Genomic DNA, 18210 nt, shown 5'->3' with positions numbered 1-18210 from the left:
ACTCTCGTAATAAGAACTTGGGTCCGGTCTTTCCGGATCCTATGTTCGTTTACGCTCCTCGATGACTTGATGAGCAAGTCTCGCTTGCAAATCCAGTATCGCAGGAGCTTCCTTACCATTGCTTGCTTCTGGTCAAGATCAACTCTCGCTAATCTATCCCGTTACTGTTGTCTGGTTTGTGGAACTTAAAGTTCCTGTTCTGAATAATTCTCTTGAATTTTCAGGGATCGTTGTCTATTGTTCAGTTATCAAAGTTCTGGGCGCTGTCTCGCGACAGCTATATTAGATTATCACATCTGTTCCTCTGTGTCAAGTGTTTTTTTCATCTTTTTTCCAGTTTTCTGATCCGGCGTCCCGGTCTCTCTATCCGGGATCCGCCCGGGCCAGACATCTGCATTTGATGTTTTGTTCTGACACTTATCAGCGGAACGTGTTATATCATATCATCTGTGCTTATAAATGTCAACTTCTTTTTTCGACTTTTTTTATCTTTTTATCACCACTCTCTGTGCAGTCACACAAACCGCAGACCAAAGTTATATGGGCTGCTCGTCCGCCGGATTTTTGAGAATAAACATAGAAAAACCAAACAGCCTTTTATGATTCTGAATCCAAAATCACAATCGCTTCCAAAGAAACGTTCCAACTTATCTGACATACCTCTTTTTCTATATCTACCGAATCTGCAACAGTTTCTCTTTTAACTCCTGTTCCATCTTTCTTATTTCCACTTCTGCTTCCTGGCGTTTCTGACGGCCCTCTGCCTGGATTTGCATCACTTCATCTAAAGTGGAGATTAACGATTCGTTGGTCGTCTTCAAGGTTTCCATGTCCACAATTCCCCTCTCCGACTCTTTTGCTGTTTCAACTGTCGCCATCTTGAGCGTCTCCGCATTCTTTTTCAGAAGTTCGTTTGTCATATCCGTCACTTCTCGCTGCGCTTCTGCCGCCTGCCTAGAATGAGCGACACCAAGGGCAAGTACCATCTGGCTCTTCCAAAGCGGTATCGTATTGACAATGGTAGACTGAATTTTTTCTGCCATGATCGTGTCATTATTCTGTACAAGACGAATCTGCGGGGCTGTCTGAATGGAAACCATTCTTGTCAACTCCAGATCATGAATCTTCTTTTCAAATCTTTGACACATGGCCTCCAGGTCTCTTGCCGCCTGTGCGTCTTCCGCCAGCCCGCTTCTCTGCGCTTTCATTCTCATATCAGCAAGCTCTGTCTCCTGAACCTCTCGAAGCTTCTTTTTTCCTGCCAAAATGTACATCGTAAGCTCCTTAAAATAAGTCAGATTGAGCTCATACATTTTGTCCAATACCGCAATATCCTTCATTAGCTGTACCTGATGTCCCTCAAGAACCTTGCAGATCTGATTGACATTAGCCTCCGCACTAGCATATTTCGTTTTCAAACTCTGAAGCTTATTTGCCTGTTTTTTGAAGATTCCGAAAAATCCTTTCTCTTCCTCTTCATCAAAGTCTTTTAACTCCTGAACAACGCTGCCCAACAGATTCCCCACTTCTCCAAGGTCTTTTGTTCGTACATTATCAAGCGCTGTCTCGGAAAAATCAGCCATCTTTTTCTGGGTACCAGCTCCATACTGCAAAATCATAGTGGAATTTGTCAGGTCAATCTGCCGTGCAAACTGCTCTGCCATTTTGCGCTCTTCTTCCGTCAGCACATTTTCATCCATTACATTCTCTTCCTGCTTCTCCGGCTGTAACTCTTCTTTTTTTTCTCCCAGAAACGGATCCAGCGTCAGTACCGGCCCGGTCTGTAGGTCTTTTAAATCCTGACTCATTATTTTCCTCCTGTCTTAAAGTCGTCTTCCGTAAGCCCCTCCTGCGCCAGCATCATTTTCAGCACGGTAATGTCCGAGGAGACATCCCATGCCGTTTCCTGAAACAGATCATCCAGAAGCTTTTCAAATGCGATATTCAGTGTATCCAGTGTATCTTCAATTTCTTTCTTGGAATTCAAAATATTTTCTCCCTGTACCGGCTGGTGATCCAGCTCCTCATATGCCTCCAGAAGCTTCACTGCTGTCGGAAGATAATATTCCATCAGCCTTTCGATATCATCCACCGAATCGGGATCCTGCTCCACACGGTCAAAAATCCGCTTTGTCAGTTCCTCCATACGAGATATCTTCTCGGAAACAAGTTCTCCCGGAATTGCATCATTACATGCCCGGAGCTTTTGAATGTATGCCTGTCCTGCTTCCATCATCGACCGGATCTGTGGATCCATCTGCTGCCTTTTCTTTGCCCTCTCCTCTTCCATGGTCTTCTTTTCCCAAGCTTTCTTTTTTGTAGCTTCTTCCTCATTTCTTCTGACTTCATCCTGCTTCCGCATCAGTTCACGATATGCTTCATATGCATCGTGACTGGTAATGAGGCAGGTATTATTATCATCCAAATGCCCCTCTATAAACCAACGCTTGTCAATCATCCACTCCAGGTCTTTTAATACTGCCTTATCCTTCTTTCTTGTCCTCTTTGCCAGCTCACTGATGTTGCAGTATTCTTTCCCCTGTAACTCAGAAAGATAGCCCTGAAACCTCCGTACCCGTCCAAGCTTTTTCATCCCTACTATTCCGACACCGCCAAAAATCACAGTGAACATTACAAGAGAAAGGAACCCAAACATCACTCCCGTGCTGGATTCTATTAACAGCATAGTAAGACCTGTTAAAATCACCCCTACAAGAAAAGCTCCTCCAATTCCAAGCCCTATTATCGACAACGCCATTGCTGCGGCTTTCTTACCACCTGTCCCTGCATAGAGCATCGGTTGTTTCAATTTACTCAAATCTACTTTTGCCCAGTCATTACCTGCTGTGCCACACCCGTTTCCAGCAGTCCGGCGACGGTAGTCTTTCTTACTTTTCTTAAAACTGCCTGCCGCACTGTTGATTGTATCGGTAATCGTCTGATTCAGGCTTCGGAAATCCATCGAATCCACCGCATCCTGAACCGTACGCCTGATATCCTCTCCAAATCTGTCCCAATCGAAGTAATTCCTCATGTTTCTTCCTTTCTTCCGTCTCTGAAACGGATCCATGCAATCATTATACTTTATCATTTTCTTCACTTCAAGAGATTCCGCCCAGACAGAAAAAAAAGATTGGAATAAAAAAAGAAACGGAATGACCGTTCCTTCTATACAATGTGTAAAGACGGATACCGATATCTATATATCAGCACCCGCCTCTACTTTGATTCTTCAATCATTCTTTTACCTCTTTCTCCCGGATTTTGGTAATAAAGTTTACGTTTTTGGTGGTCCGTACCTCTCTTTCATAAACTTGATGTTCCGATACATAGCGCCTTTCTTTTCCCGGAACCTTCAACACCTGTGTTGAAAGAAATAACAACCGACTGTTTACGGCTCGCGTCCGTCCTACAAATCTGATCTGTTATTTTATAGTTTTACTATAGCACTCTTGATTTCTTTTGTCAATAGATTTATTTCTTTTTTCTTTATTAATTTGTTATTTTCTTTCCATGTCTAAAATTGTCTGAATTTTCAGTCAATTTTAGACATGACACAAATACCTAAAATCGGTTAAATCTGACAAGTTCCCCTGCCCAGGCACTATTTCATCCGCTCTCCAATCCCATTGATAAAATCATCAATGGACTGAAGTCTTCTCACACGTCTCAACTTCGTTTCGGTTAGCGTGCAGATATCTTCCAGCGCAGCCTCCACGATCAAATTACTGACACGGATTTCCTTTGGAGCGCCAAACTGTCCAATAAACTCGATCAGGCTGTCAGCCAGTACCGCAATCTGGTCTTCCTCAGGCTTCAAAAGCTGTGCTTTCATAATGATCTCCGTTCTGGACTCGGCGATAACTACCATTCTCATATTCCCCGGTCTGTCATAACTTTTGTCGTTCATTTTCGCCGCCTGATAGACGATATCCATCTCAATCACATAGCGGTTTCCCGGTACTTCTCTTAACGCCTCCCGCATCTCTTGATCATCCAGCTTCAACGTCCTGTAATTGAAGGAAATAAACGGAAGTTCCTCCGCGCCCCAGTAGTGGTTTTCTGTCTCCGGATCAATAGAATAGACATACATTTCACCGCCCTGGAAATCGACCTTGACTTCTTCACTCCGATATTTCAAAACCGCTTCCTCCAGAAGTTCCAAATAATAGCACATCCGATGTACCTCATCCTGATTCATACGGTATGGAAAATATCCTTCTTTACAGGAACGGAAATACAGCCACTGGTTTCTCCCTCTATATTTATATCCCGTCTCCTTAATGATTTCCCGTTCTGCCTCCGTCAGCTCTTCACGGTTCCCCCAGTAGCAAGTCAGATTACTCTGGTTTCCCATCGCAAACTCCGGTGTCAGATTGAGCCGCTCCCGATTCAGCATCATCATAAAGGTGTTGAGTTCCTCGTATCCTTCATACACAACAATCCCATAACACTCGCCGCCTCTTCCAAGGACACTGACAAAGGCTGCATCTTCCCGCTCGCCTTCGCGTAAACAGATCAGGTCCAGATCCCAGAAATCCTCCCATGGCTTTAGTTCCTTGATTCGAGTCGCCACATCATACAACTTTTTCCATTCTTCCTTGCTGGCTTCTTTCCTCATTCCTTTCACCTCAATTCCCTCTTCTTATAACTCTCAAATAGTTTTATGTACCTTCCTTTTGCAAACACCGTCAACCCGAACTTCACCGCTGAAGCGGATCATCTTTTTCCAATTATTCTCTATCAGTCTCAAATTGGTCTGAATATGTATTGCTACCTTCATATCCACATATACCCATTCTGAGAGAATTACAAATCGGCAACAGGAACTTCGCCTCATAATATTCTCCGTTTAATTTCAATCATACCACATATCAATATAGCTAAATTCTACCACAATTCTCTAACAAAAGAAAGAAAACCTCCCAAGGATCACGACAATCGGATGAATAATCCTGCGCTGCCTGTTTATCTAACGTTGTGTTCGCATCCTCACATCATCCGTCTGGTAATATTCCTTTCTTTTCACGCTACACTTCGGCATCTCTGAAATGCAGCTTTACATCTATTCTAATCGCATTTTGTGTGTATCCCAACTATTTTTAATGATAATCATTGAAAATTATATGATTACCGTAAATACTTCTCCACAATTCTTTGCACAATCGCAGTATCCAAAACACTTTTTTTCTGTCTCAAATGTTAGAATCAATCTTTCTCCCGGATATATGTCATTCTTTTCATTCGCATGCATTTTTCTGACAGCATTCCGAACGTATGACGGATCATCCATCCTTCCATCATGTTCCCAGTATATTTCCTGTTTTGTTTTTCTGGAAAGGAACGTAAAATCCGGATACACAATTCCAACACCTTTCAAGTACAAAGGCTTCTCGTATTGATACGGTATCGCATTTCTATAAAAGTAATCTGCCAGAATTTTTTTCGGATTAGGATCGTACTCGTTCGCCTTTCTCCGTTAAAATAATTAGCGCTCCTTCCCGGAATTCTTTCTTCTTATACTCCTCGCCAAACCAGTTTTCTAATTGCTGCTCTCATGTCAGCTCTACCGGCTGGATTAGCTTTTTTCTCTCATCATGTTCTTTTAAATAGATCTTTTCTATCTCGTCATCATCGTAATCCCTTAAAATTCTCCCGATCTGACCAAGTCTCTTTCTGGCTAATCTTACTATCCTTTCATCATAGGACTTCTGGGCAAGAGTTCAAATCCGTTCCTTCTTTGCTTTCGGAATATAAGAACCATTCTTTTCATTGTCATTCATATGATGGTAATACTGAACACTTTTTTGTTCTTTTGATAACATTTCTTTGAGATTTGCCATATGCCTTTCTCCTTTGCTTATTGATCTTTCATGGGTTTACGATTAAGAATTGATTTTAAAGCGATTAAACCGTACCTTTTTCTATTCTTTACGGTTATAAATTGACTTTCTGACATTTGGCCGTACGTACCTGTTCTCCCTTTAGCACGTGTATAAATGTTATTTTTGAGAATCTGACCGTACAACCTCCTGTCCGGATACGGTTAAAATCTGTCTTTTGGAAATTTGATGGTATGCTGCCCTGAAATAGTAAGGTCAAAAATGAGAAACTAAATATTGTGACTGTATCGGACCACCGTCCGTACGAATAAAGACTATAGGATAAAGATTCCGAATTTCAAAAATCCCGGGAGCCGAAACTCCCGGGATAAACAATCTGAATATTAACGTTTGGAGAACTGAGGTGCTCTACGAGCTGCTTTGAGACCGTATTTCTTACGCTCCTTCATACGTGGATCACGTGTAAGGAATCCGTTCGCTTTTAATACTGGTCTGTACTCAGCGTCAGCCTCGAGTAATGCTCTTGAGATACCGTGACGGATGGCACCAGCCTGTCCTGTGTATCCGCCTCCGTGTACATTTACTAATACGTCAAATTTATCTGTTGTCTCTGTAGCAACGAGCGGCTGACGAACTACAACCTTTAATGTCTCAAGTCCAAAATACTCGTCAATGTCTCTTTTATTGATTGTGATTTTACCTGTTCCCGGTACTAAATATACTCTTGCGATGGATTTTTTTCTTCTTCCTGTTCCATAATATTTTGCATTAGCCACTGTATTTTCCTCCTCTCAACCTTTCCTTAAAATGTCAGCACTTCTGGTTTCTGAGCTGCGTGATCATGCTCTGCACCTGCATAAACATGAAGTTTCTTGATCATTGCTCTTCCTAAAGGTCCCTTCGGAAGCATTCCCTTGACAGCAAGTTCAATTACCTTTTCCGGTTTCTTAGCCATCATTTCTTTCAGTGTTGTCTCTCTCATACCGCCGACATACTCGGAGTGATTGTAGTAGATCTTCTGATCCATCTTTTTTCCTGTCACTTTGATCTTGTCAGCATTGATTACGATTACGTAGTCACCTGTATCAACGTGCGGTGTATAAACCGGTTTATTTTTTCCTCTTAAAACATTTGCAATTCCAGAGCAAAGACGACCTAAAGTCTGTCCTTCTGCATCAACTACATACCATTTTCTTTCAATCTTATCTGGATTAGCCATATAAGTTTTCATTGGTTGACCTCCTGTTTACATTCTCTATTTTCTACTAACATTCATGTATCTATTGGGAAATCAGTCCGCTCCGGGGCTTTGGTGCAAACTGTTTTCTTCTCACGTCATACTTTTTTATTATATTATTACCTTCCTACTGTGTCAACCTTTTTTTGCGTTTTTCTTCCATTTTTCATAGTCATCTCATTTCCCTCCCTTTTCGGGCTCCACCCGTTGAATCTTGATTTTTAACATGGTACACTGTTACTGTTTATTTCTTTATATAGAATAACAGAAACCAAAAAGAATGAGGAGGCTTTTTATGTGGGCTTATCATAGTATTTTCTATCAGATCTATCCCATCGGATTCTGTGGAGCTCCTGTACACAACGACGGGCAGACCGTCTCCCGAATCCGCAAACTTCTGGACTGGACGGATTATTTGGCAGACCTGGGCGTAGATTCTATTCTCCTGAATCCGGTTTTCGAATCGGACAATCACGGATATGATACAAGGGATTTCCGTAAAATCGACTGTCGTCTTGGGACTAATGAGGACTTTGCCGGGGTCTGCCGCTCTCTCCATGCGAAAGGAATCCGTGTAGTATTAGACGGCGTGTTCAACCATGTAGGGCGAGGATTCTGGGCTTTCCAGGACGTACAGGAAAAGAAATGGGATTCTCCTTATAAAGACTGGTTCTATATCAACTTCAATGGAAACAGTGGTTATGATGATGGATTCTGGTATGAAGGATGGGAAGGACACTACGAGCTTGTGAAGCTGAATCTTAAAAATCCTGCCGTGGTGGATTACCTGTTAGACTGTGTCCGCTTCTGGATCGAAACCTTTGAAATCGACGGGCTTCGTCTGGATGTAGCATACAGTCTGGATCACGGATTTATGAGAAGACTGCGGAGTTTCTGTACCGAATTAAAACCTGACTTCGCTCTCATTGGGGAAGTTCTGTTTGGGGACTACAATCAGATCGTCAATGATGAAATGCTCCATAGCTGCACGAACTATGAATGTTACAAAGGGCTGTTCTCCAGTTTTAACGATATGAATCTTTTTGAAATCGCCCATTCCCTGAATCGTCAATTTGGCCTGGAACAGTGGTGTATCTACCGGGGCAAGCATCTGATGACATTCGTAGATAACCATGATGTTACACGGATCGCCAGCATTTTAAAGGATAAACGCCACCTTTATCCAGTCTATGGCACATTGATGACCATGCCGGGAATTCCGTGCATTTATTATGGAAGCGAATGGGGAGCGGAAGGCATAAAAGCTCCTGACAATGACTATGCTCTCCGGCCTTGCTTTGAGTCACCAAAGCCGAACGAATTCACCCAGTACCTACGGCGGCTGATCTCTTTTCGTCAGAAAAGCGACGCCCTGTGTAACGGCTCATATCGGAATGTCCTCATCACTAACCGTCAGCTCATTTTCGAGCGAAAGACAGACCGAGAGCGGGTATTCGTTGCTATCAATGCGGAAAACTCTGACTTTACCGCCAACCATGGCGAACTTCAAGGAGAGGTACAGGATCTCCTTGGAGGAGAACGTTTCCATATGAATGGACAGCTCACGTTAAAACCTTATAGTGTCCAGATCCTTGTGTTTGATCCGGCCTCTCACCCGGAATACGATTCTGCATGCATCCATGCATGGAATGAAAAAGAAACAGTGCCGAGTTGTGACGCTTTGGACTCCTCCTCAGAATCCCGTCAGGATCAAACAGAACGGTTGTCCCTTTCTGACCTCACTGTCGTTCTTGGGTCTGCTTCCCCACGACGAACGGAGCTGCTCGCCCAGGCGGGAATCGAACATACCGTACTCCCATCTTCCTGTGAAGAGCGGATCACCTCCTCCCGTCCTGAGGAAGTCGTGCAGGAACTTGCAAGGCAAAAAGCGGAGAATGTGTATTCTACATGGAAAGCTGCCCATCCTGGCGAATCATTTCTCGTCATCGGATCCGACACCGTTGTGGCAAATAATGGACAGATCCTCGGCAAACCATCCGGAAGAGGCGACGCTTACCAGATGATCTCTTCCCTTCAGAATCACATACACCAGGTATATACCGGGGTCAGTTTGATGCTTTATAATGGCACAAAAGAGAAGACGCATACATTCTACGAATCGAGCGATGTGGACGTCTATCCGATGTCACCGGAAGAAATTGGGGCCTACCTGAATACAGACGAGCCTTACGACAAAGCCGGCGCTTATGGAATCCAGGGCGCTTTTGCCGTCTATATCAAAGGCATCCACGGCGACTACAATACTATCGTCGGACTTCCTATTGCACGGATCTACCAGGAATTAAAGCGCTGGATCCGGTTTTAAGATCTGAAAACATGATATTCTGTATCGTATTTTTGGGGGCAGATTCCTGTATGAGAAATCTGCCCCCATTGTATGACTCTTTATTTTCTGTACCAAATCATCGTTTCATAAGGACGAAGTCTCCATGTCCCTCCCTGTGGTTTCGTGTAATCACTGTAATTTCCAAGGATACAGTCGTACCCGGTCAAATCCAGATCGATCTTCCAGTCGGTGTCTTTTCCATAGAAATGATTGACAACGATCATATCTTCGTTCTGATAGCTCCTTCTGTAAGCGAAAACGGATGGATGGTCTTTTGCTAGTGGGGTGATATCGCCGTATGCCACAACATCCAGCTCTTTCCTGATACGAATCAGTTTCTGATAATAAGCAAAGATCGAGTCATCCTCTCTCATCTGCTGTTCGGCATTGATCTTTATATAATTCGGATTCACCGAAATCCAAGGCTTTGTATCCCCGGACGTGAATCCTGCATTCGTACCTGCATTCCACTGCATTGGCGTCCGGCTGTTGTCCCTGGAATGAATCTGCAGAATCCGATAGGCATCGGACTCTGTTAATCCCTTTTCCTGGAGAATCCGAAAGTGGTTAATACTTTCTACGTCCCGGTACTGGGAAATATCCGTAAAGCCTGCGTTCGTCATCCCGAGCTCTTCGCCCTGGTAGATATACGGTGTTCCTCTCAGCATGTGAATCACTGTTCCCAACATTTTGGCAGATTCTTTCCAGTATTTATCCTCACTTCCGAATCTGGACACAACTCTAGGCTGATCGTGGTTGCACCAAAAGACCGCATTCCATGCATGGTGTTCCGACATCTGTGTCTGCCAGTCAAAAAGGATCTGCTTCAGTTTTCCAAAGTCCGCCGGCACCAGGACCCATTTCTCGTTTCCCATGAAGTCCACTTTCAGATGGTGAAAATTAAATACCATAGAAAGCTCTCCGGTATCGGCTCCTGCATACTGATAGCAGTTTTCCATGGAAGTACTGGACATCTCTCCTACTGTCACGATTTCCGCGTCAGTGCCGAATGTCATATCGTGCAGCTCTTTTAAATACTTGTGGATGTTTGGTCCGTCCGTGTAGAATCTTCTGCCGTCTCCCTCATAGTCATCCTCGAACTGACCTTTGCTGATCAGATTCACCACGTCAAATCGGAAGCCTTTGACTCCCTTTCCCATCCAGAAACGCACGACGTTCTGCACTTCTTTGCGGACATTTTCATTGTCCCAGTTAAGATCCGGCTGGGTCACGTCGAAAAGATGCAGGTAGTATTCATCGAATTTCTCCACATACTCCCAGGCGCTTCCGCCAAACTTACTCTCCCAGTTGGTCGGAGGCTCTCCGTTTTCCTTGCCTTTTTTGAAGAAGAAAAAGTTTTTGTAGTACGGGTCGCCCTCCATCGCTTTTTTGAACCATTCGTGACGGTTTGATACATGGTTGAATACCATATCGAACATCAGGCGTATTCCCCGTTTGTCCGCTTCACGGATTAACTCTTCCACGTCCTCCATCGTGCCATAACGTGGATCAATATTGTAATAATCCTCCACATCGTATCCGTTGTCATTCTGTGGGGATACGAAGAACGGTGTCAGCCAGATGTAGTCTGCTCCAAGTTCTTTGATGTAATCCAGCTTCTGGATCACTCCACGGAGATCACCCAGTCCATCGTGGTTGCTGTCATAAAATGATTTCGGATAAATCTGATAAACCGTACTTTTCTTAAAATCTGCTGTTTTCATCACGCGCTTTCCTCCCTTTTCTTCTTCATTTTTCTATTCAAATGAGATAACGGCTGTCTTTCCTGCCTCTGCTGTCTGCCCTGTTCTCATCTGGATATTTCGGGCAGTTCCTTCTCCTGTTAGAATCAACATGGTAGTCGTCGGATGTCCCGCAGCTTTAATTTTCTCCGGTTCAAACTGAATCAACGGTGCTCCGCATGATACATGATCTCCCTGAGCAACAAGGAGCTTGAACCCGTCTCCTCCCATGTCCACTGTATCGATTCCCACATGGATAAGGATCTCCATCCCATTGTCAAGGGTCAGTCCACATGCGTGTCCGGTCTCCGCCATGACAATGCTGACCTCCGCGTCCGCCGGAGCTACCACTGTCGTATCGGTCGGCTCGATTGCCACACCGTCTCCCATGACTTTCTGAGAGAATACATCATCATCTACTTCTTCAATCGGAATCACCTTTCCGCTTAAGATAGCTTTTATTTCTGTCAGTGATTCTTCCGGGGCTTTGTCTACTGACGCCGCTGTTTCTTCTTTTAGTACCGTCTCTGTCGCTGCTGTTGTCCCTTTTGCCGCAAGTCCTCTGTCTTCCTTAGAGAGCTTCTTCTTTCCCACAAAAAACGTGAGAACAAACGGTACAACGATAGCTTCTGCCATTGCCAGCAAAAAAATCAGGTAGAATTCCGGCTTGATGGAAATGATACCAGGGAGTCCGCCTACTCCGATACTTAATGCCTGCACGCCGCATCCGACAGAGATCATCGCCGCGATGGCAGAACCGATCATACCGCAGATCAGCGGGAATCCATATTTCAGGTTGACACCAAAGAGTGCCGGCTCCGTTACACCAAGATAACAGGAGATACATGCTGGAACATTGACCTGCTGTGCTCTTTCGTTTTTCTTCTGAAGAATGGACATTGCCAAAACGCTGGAGCCCTGCGCAATGTTAGAAAGCGCAATCATCGGCCAGAGAATCGTTCCGTCATACGTGTTGACCAACTGGGTGTCAATGGCATTCGTCATGTGATGAAGCCCTGTCATAACAATCGGCGCATAGAGCAGTCCGAACAGCCCAGCAAACAACCATCCGAAGCTGGACATCAGTCCACCATAGACAACATCCGCAATGGCGTTTCCTATGGTCCAACCGATCGGTCCTACCACGGTATGTGCGATGATAACTGCCGGAACAAGGGAACAAAACGGTACGACAATCATACTGATCACTTCCGGGCAGTGTTTCTTAAAGAATTTCTCCAGGTATACAAGGACAAATCCCGCCATCATGGCAGCAATAACTTGCCCCTGATAACCGATCATCTCTACCTTGGTAAACCCAAAATCCCATACCGGAATATCGGCCGTCGGTGTGTCCGCCACACTGAACCCATTTAATAGCTGGGAAGATACCAGGGTTAAACCTAAGATGATACCAAGAATCTGTGTCGTACCCATCTTCTTTGTGATGGACCATACAATGCCCACTGGCAGCAAATGGAATACCGCCTCTCCAATGAGCCACAGGAAATTATAAGTTCCCTCCCAGAACTGATACATATCTGCCAGACTCTTTGTTCCATTCTCGAAAAAATTGATCTCTCCGATGATATTGCGGAATCCTAGGATCAGACCGCCGCAGATCAGGGCCGGGATCAGTGGCGCGAAAATCTCACCAAGCGCACCCATCATCTTTTGTACTACATTTTGATTCGTCTTTGCGGCCGCCTTCGCCGCCTCTTTACTTACTCCCTCAATCCCAGCATAGGAAGTAAATTCATTGTAAAACACGGACACATCATTACCAATGATAACTTGATACTGTCCTGCCTGTGTGAAGGTTCCCTTGACTGCCGGAATCTCCTCAATGGCCTTTTCATCTGCCTTCTTCGGATCAACAAGTACGAAACGCATTCTTGTCATACAATGTGAAACAGCCTGGATATTTTTCTTGCCGCCGATCAGCTTCAAAAGCTGCTTCACGTCATTCTCGTATTTCGCCATGCTTCTCTCTCCTTTTCCATTTATTTTTACGAACTTGTTTGAACAACTTTAATATAGCACACTTGTTTAAACATGTCAATCATTTTTCTAAAAATCTACTTGCTTTCTGATCCCAATGTCCTTATACTGTATCTTAAGATGTTTAAACAAGAAAAGGGAGTGCAAAACATTGCCAAAAGCAAAGTATGATATCATCTATCACGATCTGAAACAGAAAATCGAAGACGAAACGTACGCCTATCAGGATCTGCTTCCATCAGAACATCTTCTTGTACAGACCTATGATTGTTCCAGGAATACAGTCCGGCGAGCTCTGGCTGAACTGACAGCCGAAGGCTATGTGCAGCCAATGCACGGAAAAGGCGTTCGCAATATCTTCCAGCCCGTGGATCAGGCTGCTTTTACCGTGGGAGGAATCGAGTCCTTCCTCGAATCCGCCATAAGAAACAAAAAGGTTCCATTTACAAAGGTACTTCATTTTTCTCAATTATCCGCCGACGAAAAAATCTCTAAAAAGACCGGTTTCCCTTTCGGCACCAAATTGTACTACATTCAACGTCTGCGTTACTTGGATGGAATTCCGCTCATTCTGGATCACAATTATTTCTGCATGGAGCAGGTAAGAGATCTGACCCCGGAAATCGCCCGCAATTCCGTCTATGATTATCTGGAAAATGATCTGGGGATCTCCATCTCCACAAGTAAGCGAACCATTACAGTGGAGCGCATGACCCAGGCGGACGAAACGTACCTGGATCTGAAAGATTATACCTGTCTTGCCGTCATCACCAATCAAACCTTTGACGACAACGGGATTCAATTTGAGTATACCCAGTCCCGCCACCGCCCAGACTACTTCCAGTTCCAAGATATTGCCGTCCGCAAAAAAAAGTAGAGCCGCCCGGATCTTTTCCGGACGGCTCCTGCCTTTTCCACATTCTTCCTTTAATTATTGACCTGGTGGTGCGGCGCATACGAATCCACTGTCAGCGCCCTAAAAGCATAGCCTTGTTTCCGGTAATGCTCAATGATCTTTGGCAGTGCTTCCACCGTGGTGTCTTTTGCATCTGTATCATGCATTAAAATATTGATATGCTTCGCCTGGGAAGACGTCGCATTTGCGATCAGCTTATCCACCGGAACATTATTTCCGCTTGCATCGGTGGAATCACAGTTCCAGTCAAAATACTGGTACCCTTTTTCCTGCACTTCCCTCGTGAGCTTCGTCATCAGTCCCGGAGCATATTTCCTACTGATGGTATTACTGGAACCGCCCGGGAAACGGATCAACCGGGACTTTTCTCCCGTTACCTTCTCGACCATGTTAGAAATTTTCTGTAAATCATCAAAATATGCCTGTTCCGACTCATAGACAGATGCATAGTCGTGGGTATATGTGTGAAGTCCTACAGCATGTCCTTTCTCATGCGCTATGCGGAGCATATCGTTTTTCTTTTGATTATGTCCTGTAACAAAGAATGTAGCTTTCGCCTTATATTTATCTAATATATCCAAAATCTTCTTCGTATTATCCGACGGCCCGTCGTCAAAGGTCAGATATACGATCTTTTCATTCCACTCCGGATTCGCCTCCACCGTCACTTTCTGAACGATCTCCTCCACATTGCCCGACCGGTCTCTGGCGGTATACACAGCTTTATAGATGCCTGGTGTAGCAAAATCGACGTGCTCCGAGTGAACCTCCAATGATGGCTTGGGATCCATATCATCTTTTACGGAGACTCCGCCTGTAAAATCCAGGCTCTTTCCCTGCTTGACCGTCTGATTCTGCACGCCCTGAATCTCCGGCTTCTGTGTATCCTTCTTTCTTGTAAGGCTGGCTTCCTCTATGGTCTGATTGCCGCTCGCATCTTCTGCCAGAATCCTTACGGTATACGTCCCCTCCTGGCTCCAGTCATCCTCCTTTTCAAAGCGGACTGAAACATCGGAGATGTCACTGGTCTTTTCCACAAAGAGCTCCGGCTTAATTTCCTCGGCGAGATCCGTACTGTAATCCTTCAACACAAGGGTCGGCGGCGTCGTATCCCGCACTTTCACAACGGCCTTCTCACGGTGGTCTCTCCACTCATAGACAACCGGATAATCTCCCTCTTTCGATGTATCCACTTCCGACCGCACGCTGACTTCACCTGGACTTCCAAGCCAGACCCTCGTAATATATGCCTGTGGGTCAAAAGGCTCTCCCATCTCCTGCTCCACCACGTCTCCCTTCAGCTTCAGAGGATGTGTAGAAACGTAGTAATACATCCCCCCGAATATCAGGACAGCAAGAGTCAGAACAGTGATCCCTACCCGCAGAAATAATTGTTTCTTTCTGCTCTCCCTGCTTCGTGTTCTTCTTTTGTGTTCATTCATAGCTTTTTCCATTTCTCTTTCGTAAGTTCATTTTGGGTACCCGTTTACTGTAGTTCCCAGAATAACACCCAGGATAGGGACCGTCAAGGAAACATTTTTTAAGAATTCTTAAATTTTATTTATAATATTCATATTTGTAATTTTTTTAATAAATTCACTATTTTCTTTTCTTTTTTATTACAGATTTGTTACCAATTTTTTTCTATCTGCTTCTATAAAAATGACAAAGTTCTTACCTCAGACCAGACTTCTTATCAACAATCAACTCACGAACGCTCCCCCTTTCTACCTATAAAAAAAGGACCCCAAAGAGTCCTTTTTTGTTCGTTCTATATTCTTGCCGCAAAATTGATGCCGCATTATTCCCCGCCCCTGTCTCTCCTTGTTTCTAGTTCTTTTACAAGTTGTTCCAGGTTTTTTTTGCCAAAGAATACTGTTTCACCGTCGATCACTATACAAGGAACGCTTAGGATTCCGTACTGTTTCTTTTCCTCCGGGAAATATCGAAGATCACACATTGAGGCACTGATCCCTGGATGACAAGAGGCGATCTTCTGCGCTCCCATCACCACCTCCGGACACATGGTACAGGACAGTGAGACGAAGATCTTGAGATCACAGTCCGGAAGTCCCCGGATCTTCTCTGTTAGTTCCCCGGAAATTTCCTTTCCCGGGCCTGCCGTATTATAAAGAGCCGAAAGAAAAGAATTGATTTCATGCCCTCCTGGAACGCCATAAAAGGAAATTCCGGTGCGGGTATCATCCGCCTTTCTGATCTCTAAGGAAGGCTTCTCCCCTTCTTCCTCCTCAATCTCATACCATACCGGATTCGCAAAGGAGACCAATTCCCGCATAAATCCATCCAGCTCCTCCCATAGCGCGTCACCCGCTTTTCGCTTTCCGACAACTTTAACCGGGGCCTCAAACCGTTCAAACAGGCTCTGCATCTGTTCCCTTAACGCTGGCTCAAAAAAGGCTCTATCCTTCCCAGAATTCCGGCCATCCAAATCCACATCTGACGTCATATTCGAACTCATATTCTGATCCCCATCAGAGGCTGATTTTTCATTCCGACATTGCTTTTTTTCGCTCTCCTTTGATACAGGCACCTTCGGAAGCCCCAGCTTTTCCCTCTGGACTGAAACATATTTCTCCAGTGAGGTGGCAGCCAAGGCTCCGTCGCTGACCGCAGTCACTACCTGGCGGAGCTGCTTGATACACACGTCCCCCGCCGCATAGACCCCGATCCGGTCTGTCTGCTGATCTGGCCCGGTCAGAATATATCCTTTCTCATCCAAGGCGATTGTTTCCTTTAACCATTCTGTAGCAGGCTCGTATCCTGCAAAGACGAATACTCCAAAGAAATCCCCTTCTTTCGCTTCGTAGACCACTTCTTCCTGTCTGTGCCTGTCCCAGAATACGACCCGGTTCATCAGGTTATCCCCGGATACCTCGCGGATCTCCGTCTCATAGTGTAGCTCGATCCCCGGATGGCGCTCCACTTTCTCCACAATGGATCTGGCGCAGCTCATCTCGTTCTTCCGCACCATGACATGTACCTGACTGGCGTATCTTGTCAGAAACATGGCCTCCTCGGCCGCCGCATAACCGCCTCCGATTACGAATACTTCTTTTCCTGTGAAAAATTCTCCGTCGCAGGTCGCACAGTACGCAACACCTCGCCCCTTCCATGTCTCTTCTCCTGGAAATCCAATCTTCTTCGGACTAGCACCTACCGCCAGAATAACGCCGAATGTCTGGATTTTTCCTATGCCAGTCCGCAGCGTCCATACATCATCCTCCTGTTCCAACGAATAGACCTCAGCTTTGGCAAAGTCGGCTCCAAAACTCTCTGCCTGACGCTTCATCTCTTCTGTGAGCGCCCTCCCACTTGTCTTGGGGACGCCTGGATAATTGACTACTTCCGAGGTAATTGTGATCTGACCACCGAAAGTCTCCTTTTCCAGCACGAGGGTACTGTACCTCGCCCGTGCCATGTATATCGCCGCCGACAGGCCTGCAGGACCGCCTCCGACAATTACCGTATCATATCGTTTTGTATATTCCATAGGTAATCCTCATCTTAAAGAAGACCGATAAGATCCAAGCTCGGTTTCAGTGTCTCCTGCCCCGGTTTCCATTTCGCAGGACACACCTCGTCCCCGTGCTCCGCCACAAACTGGAAGGCCCGGATTTTCCTGTAGAGCTCATCTGCGTTCCGGCCCACATTACCGTCATTCACTTCGTAGCCGACAATCTTTCCTTGCGGATTAACAATGAAAGTGCCTCGCTCCGCAACTCCGTCGCTTTCGATCATCACACCGAAATCCCTTGCAAGACATCCTGTCGGATCTGCCAACATCGGATACTGGATCTTCTGGATTCTCTCGGAAGCATCGTGCCATGCCTTATGTACAAAATGCGTGTCGCAGGATACACTGTATACTTCACATTCCATTTTCTGAAGCTCCCCATATTTTTCAGACAGATCTTCCAATTCTGTCGGACACACAAATGTAAAATCCGCCGGATAGAAGAAAAATACCGCCCATTTTCCAAGCACATCATCCTTCGTCACCGTCCGGAACTCTCCTTTCTGATAAGCCTGTACATGAAATTCATTGATTTCTTTTCCAATTAATGACATAATTAACCTCCTTTTAGTTAGTTTAAACTAACCAC

Annotated in this window: 12 protein-coding genes and 1 pseudogene; 3 read left to right on the top strand and 10 right to left on the bottom strand. The window is 45.1% G+C overall.

All coding sequences use genetic code 11. From position 1 onward, the window contains the following. Window positions 1-674 precede the first annotated feature (674 nt). The 5 genes from AOA56_RS07420 to rplM all read right to left on the bottom strand — a co-directional run bounded on the left by AOA56_RS07420 (window position 675) and on the right by rplM (window position 7074). On the bottom strand, window positions 675-1808 hold the full coding sequence (locus AOA56_RS07420) for a toxic anion resistance protein (RefSeq protein ID WP_024733421.1): 1134 nt from the start codon (window positions 1806-1808) through the stop codon (window positions 675-677). Then, a complete protein-coding gene (locus AOA56_RS07415; protein WP_024733422.1) occupies window positions 1808-3034 on the bottom strand; it encodes a 5-bromo-4-chloroindolyl phosphate hydrolysis family protein in 1227 nt (408 codons plus the stop codon). The genes AOA56_RS07420 and AOA56_RS07415 overlap by 1 nt, the downstream gene beginning before the upstream one ends. A 570-nt stretch (window positions 3035-3604) precedes the next feature. Next, window positions 3605-4621 (bottom strand): DUF7309 domain-containing protein, encoded by a 1017-nt coding sequence (locus AOA56_RS07410; protein WP_053769304.1) that lies wholly within the window; start codon window positions 4619-4621, stop codon window positions 3605-3607. Between the two features lie 1605 nt (window positions 4622-6226). After that, entirely contained in the window at window positions 6227-6619 is a 393-nt protein-coding gene (gene rpsI, locus AOA56_RS07400; protein WP_024733425.1) for a 30S ribosomal protein S9, read from the bottom strand. 26 nt (window positions 6620-6645) lie between these two features. Further along, on the bottom strand, window positions 6646-7074 hold the full coding sequence (rplM, locus tag AOA56_RS07395) for a 50S ribosomal protein L13 (protein WP_024733426.1): 429 nt from the start codon (window positions 7072-7074) through the stop codon (window positions 6646-6648). 301 nt (window positions 7075-7375) lie between these two features. Between rplM and AOA56_RS16720 the strand changes: the two are divergent. Beyond that, window positions 7376-8680 (top strand): annotated as a pseudogene (locus AOA56_RS16720) (alpha-amylase family glycosyl hydrolase); the annotation flags it as partial. Beyond that, the gene (locus tag AOA56_RS16715; RefSeq protein ID WP_238117675.1) at window positions 8675-9406 is read left to right on the top strand and encodes a Maf family protein; all 732 of its coding nucleotides are present in this window, start codon (window positions 8675-8677) and stop codon (window positions 9404-9406) included. The pseudogene AOA56_RS16720 and the gene AOA56_RS16715, both read left to right, overlap by 6 nt. An 80-nt stretch (window positions 9407-9486) precedes the next feature. Here AOA56_RS16715 and treC read toward each other — a convergent pair whose 3' ends face one another. Continuing rightward, window positions 9487-11151 carry an alpha,alpha-phosphotrehalase gene (gene treC / locus AOA56_RS07385; RefSeq protein ID WP_053769301.1) on the bottom strand — a complete coding sequence of 555 codons (1665 nt, stop codon included), beginning with the start codon at window positions 11149-11151 and terminating at the stop codon, window positions 9487-9489. 33 nt (window positions 11152-11184) lie between these two features. Continuing rightward, entirely contained in the window at window positions 11185-13152 is a 1968-nt protein-coding gene (gene treP / locus AOA56_RS07380; protein WP_053769300.1) for a PTS system trehalose-specific EIIBC component, read from the bottom strand. A 169-nt stretch (window positions 13153-13321) separates the two neighbouring features. Here treP and treR point away from each other — a divergent pair, with 169 nt between their 5' ends. Further along, entirely contained in the window at window positions 13322-14047 is a 726-nt protein-coding gene (gene treR, locus AOA56_RS07375; protein ID WP_024733430.1) for a trehalose operon repressor, read from the top strand. 50 nt (window positions 14048-14097) lie between these two features. Here the strand turns inward: treR and AOA56_RS16315 are convergent, their stop codons facing one another. From AOA56_RS16315 to ahpC, 3 genes are all read right to left on the bottom strand, one after another. After that, window positions 14098-15528, bottom strand: coding sequence for a polysaccharide deacetylase family protein (locus AOA56_RS16315; RefSeq protein ID WP_162224690.1), 1431 nt, complete (start codon window positions 15526-15528; stop codon window positions 14098-14100). Window positions 15529-15887: 359 nt separating this feature from the next. After that, window positions 15888-17597 (bottom strand): FAD-dependent oxidoreductase, encoded by a 1710-nt coding sequence (locus tag AOA56_RS07365; RefSeq protein WP_053769299.1) that lies wholly within the window; start codon window positions 17595-17597, stop codon window positions 15888-15890. 14 nt (window positions 17598-17611) lie between these two features. Then, a complete protein-coding gene (gene ahpC / locus AOA56_RS07360; protein WP_053769298.1) occupies window positions 17612-18175 on the bottom strand; it encodes an alkyl hydroperoxide reductase subunit C in 564 nt (187 codons plus the stop codon). Window positions 18176-18210: the final 35 nt, after the last annotated feature.

This window comes from Sellimonas intestinalis, from assembly GCF_001280875.1.
GTDB lineage: Bacteria > Bacillota > Clostridia > Lachnospirales > Lachnospiraceae > Sellimonas > Sellimonas intestinalis.
Note: the sequence above shows the minus strand (reverse complement) of the source record. Positions and strands in the feature narration are given on the sequence as shown.